The 3,168-nt window shown below is 70.0% G+C and carries 3 protein-coding genes; all 3 read right to left on the reverse strand.

Going from position 1 to position 3,168, the window contains the following annotated elements; genetic code table 11:
• Positions 1-1,137, reverse strand: a 1,137-nt coding sequence (locus tag BST44_RS28925) for a lytic transglycosylase domain-containing protein (RefSeq protein ID WP_142274735.1), incomplete at its 3' end; no start/stop codon positions are given.
• Positions 1,138-1,248: 111 nt separating this feature from the next.
• Positions 1,249-1,785, reverse strand: a complete 537-nt coding sequence (locus BST44_RS28930; protein WP_083180029.1) for a DUF1003 domain-containing protein — start codon at positions 1,783-1,785, stop codon at positions 1,249-1,251.
• Positions 1,782-3,089, reverse strand: a complete 1,308-nt coding sequence (locus BST44_RS28935; protein ID WP_083180030.1) for a magnesium transporter MgtE N-terminal domain-containing protein — start codon at positions 3,087-3,089, stop codon at positions 1,782-1,784. The genes BST44_RS28930 and BST44_RS28935 overlap by 4 nt, the downstream gene beginning before the upstream one ends.
• Between the last annotated feature and the right edge of the window lie 79 nt (positions 3,090-3,168).

Consider the following 3,168-nt stretch of genomic DNA (forward strand, 5'->3'; position numbering starts at 1 on the left):
GGCGATGGGCGGCCCCCACGGCGGGGCGGGCGGCGGGTTCTGGGGACCCACGCAGATCACCGTGCAGCCGGGCAGTCGTGCCGGGGCCTGCTGCGGCGTCGGCGCCATCCACGGGAACATCGGCGGCGGGCCGGCGCTCTGCGGTTGGCTGAGGTCGATCAGTGGCATGCGGGCGAGGGGATCGTCCGACGGCAACCCGTTGATGTTCATCGGCAGGTTGGGGCCGAGTCCCTCGGCGTGCTCGAGGTGCGCGTCGGCGAGCGGAGGCGGCGGGCCCGTCATCGGAGGCAGGTCGACCGGAACCACGCCGGTGGCGTACGCCGACGCCCAGCCCAGCACGTTCTGCGCGTAAGCCATCGAGTTGTTGTAGCGCAGGATCGCTGCCATCACTTGCGACGGGTCGCGGAGGTTGAGGCCGCCGCTGCACAGGTAGCGGGCAGCGGCCAGCGTCGAGTCGAACAGGTTCTGCGGGTCGGCGACGCCGTCGCCTTTGCCGTCGGAGGCGTAGCGCGCCCAGGTGCCGGGCAGGAACTGCATCGGCCCCATCGCGCGGGCGTAGGTGGGCCGGTTGCCGGCGCTGCTCTGCAGGATGATCTCGTTGCCCGGCAGCGTGCCGTCCAACGCGGGGCCGTAGATCGGCACCACCGCGGTGCCGCGCGCGTCGACCGCGCCGCCGCCCGCATGACCCGACTCGATCCGGCCGATCCCGGCCAGCAGGTTCCAGCTGACGCCGCAGTTCGGGGCGGCCACCGCCATCTTTTGTTCCGCGCTGCGGTAGGCGGCCAGCGCGATGCTCGGAATGCCAAGTGCCCCACGGGCATTCACGATCATCGCCGGCGGGGGTGCGGACACGGCGGGTTCGGCGACGTGGAAGGCGGTCGGGGACCGGTCGATGGGCACGACGGCCGGGCCCGTGAGGTCGGGGACGCTGGGGGAGACCGCCGCCACAGGAGCGATGTTCGCGTGCACCGGGGGGAGCTTTTCGGGGAGCGAAGGGGCCGCTCCGCTGACGGCGCCCGCGAAGATCAACGGGGTGATGGTGGCTACGCCGAACGCGCGCGTGCGTGTGACCTGAAGTGCTCGCTGCCGCTCCAGCGCGGCGGCCGGGCGTGCACCCCGGCGTCCCCCAATGCGCACTCGACCGTCCTAGGTATGTGAGCTGGTCAACTGCTTTTCAGCCGTGAACTAGATCACCATACATAACTCTTGTGACCAGAGTGGCGCAATGGTCGGAACTGGTTCACACAGCTATTTCTTGGCTGTCCGGCCCGCGCCGTCGTCGCCGTCCGCCGCCCCGGAGCCCTCGGCTGCGGGGTCCCGATTGGCCAGCAGGGACCGCAGGTCCTCCAGCTCGTGACGCAGATATTCGCGGGTCACGACCTCGCCGACCGCCAGCCGGACCGCGGCGAGCTCGCGGGCCAGGAATTCGGTGTCGGCCTTGGTCTGGGCCGCGCGGTGGCGATCCTGTTCCAGCGCGACCCGGTCACGGTTTTCCTGACGATTCTGGGCCAGCAGGATCAGCGGGGCCGCGTACGCCGCCTGGGTGGAGAAGGCCAGGTTGAGCAGGATGAAGGGGTAGGGGTCCCAGCGCAGCCGAACCGCGAACAGGTTCAGCGAGATCCACGCCACCACGAGGACGGTCTGCACCAGCAGGTAGCGGCCGGTGCCGAAGAAGCGCGCGATGGACTCGGTGATCTGACCGACGGCCTCGGGGTCCAGGCGCGGCGAATACCTGCGCGACGTCCGCGGCGTGTACAGCCGGCGCGGTGCCGAGGACTTGCTCAAACGGACCCTCCCAGTTCTTCGATCCTGCCGGTGGCGTCCAGCGCCTGCACATCAACTCGCCAGTCATGCGGCAACAAGTGATCGAGGAGATCGTCGACCGTCACCGCCCCCAGCAGGTGGTTCTGATCGTCGAGCACCGGTCCGCAGACCAGGTTGTACGCGGCCAGATAGCGGGTCACCGCCGCCAGCGGCGTTTCCGGCGTCAGGGTGAGCAGGTCGCTGTCGACTATCCCACCGACGATCTCCCCCGGTGGTTCGCGCAGCAGCCGCTGCAGCTGCACGCAGCCCAAGTACCGACCGGTGGGCGTGGCGGTGGGCGGGCGCACCACGAACACCATGGACGACAGGGCGGGGGTGAGGTCAGGGTCGCGGACGCGGGCCAGCGCCTCGGCGACCGACGTGTCGGGCGTCAGCACCACCGGGTCTGATGTCATCAGGCCGCCCGCGGTGTCGGGCGAGTGTGCCAGCAGCCGGCGCACCGGGGCCGACTCGCCGGGGTCCATCCGGGTCAGCAGCATCTCGGCGTCCGTCGGATTCAGCACGCCGAGCAGGTCGGCGGCGTCGTCGGGGTCCATCTCCTCCAGCACGTCGGCCGACCGTTCGGTGCCCAGCTGGGAGAGCACATCGGCCTGGTCCAGCTCGGGCAGCTCCTGCAGGACGTCCGCCAGCCGGTCGTCGTCGAGCGCTTTGAGCACCTCGTAGCGCCGCTTGGGCGGCAGGCCGCGGATGGCGTCGGCCACGTCGACCGCCTTCCAGCCCTCGAACCGGTCCAGCAGCTGCGCCACCCCCTGGCCCGGCATCGCCAGCGCGGACGGCGTCAGGCCCTGCACGTTCTGCCAATCCACCACGTGCACGGGCCCGCGCCGGCCCAGCCTCCGCTGGCTACGCACGGCGACCCGGCTCACCATCCAGTCCCGGGTGCGGGTTTGCTCAATGCCCAGGTCGGTGACGATGACGTCGACGCCGGTCAACTCCGGCAGCGCGAGATCATTGACCCGGACCTGGGTGTCGAGCACCTGGCCGATCGCCAGCACCTCGCCGGGACGCTGTTCGAAGTGGCGCAGGGACACGCTGCCGGTGTTGAGCGTGATGGCCTCCGGTTCGATCGCGGCGACCCGGAGCATCGGGATGAAGATGCTGCGGCGCGTCGCCAGGTCGACGACCAGGCCTAGGACGCGCGGTTGCTGACGCACGATGCTGATGCTGATCACGACGTCGCGGATCCGCCCGAAGGATTCGCCGAGGGGGCCCAGCACCATCATCCGCGAGAGCCGGGCGATGTACACCCTGTTGACCGATGCCATGGGTTTCTCCTATGTCAAGCCGCTGCCGGTTGGCAAGGCTTTGTTCGGATGTTGTGGTCGGTGTGGAGGTGATGGAACA

Source organism: Mycobacterium scrofulaceum (assembly GCF_002086735.1).
GTDB lineage: Bacteria > Actinomycetota > Actinomycetes > Mycobacteriales > Mycobacteriaceae > Mycobacterium > Mycobacterium scrofulaceum.

Coding starts and splice junctions, on each gene's coding strand:
- BST44_RS28935 (WP_083180030.1), bottom strand. CDS start 3,089: ATGGCATCGGTCAACAGGGTGTACATCGCCCGGCTCTCGCGGATGATG.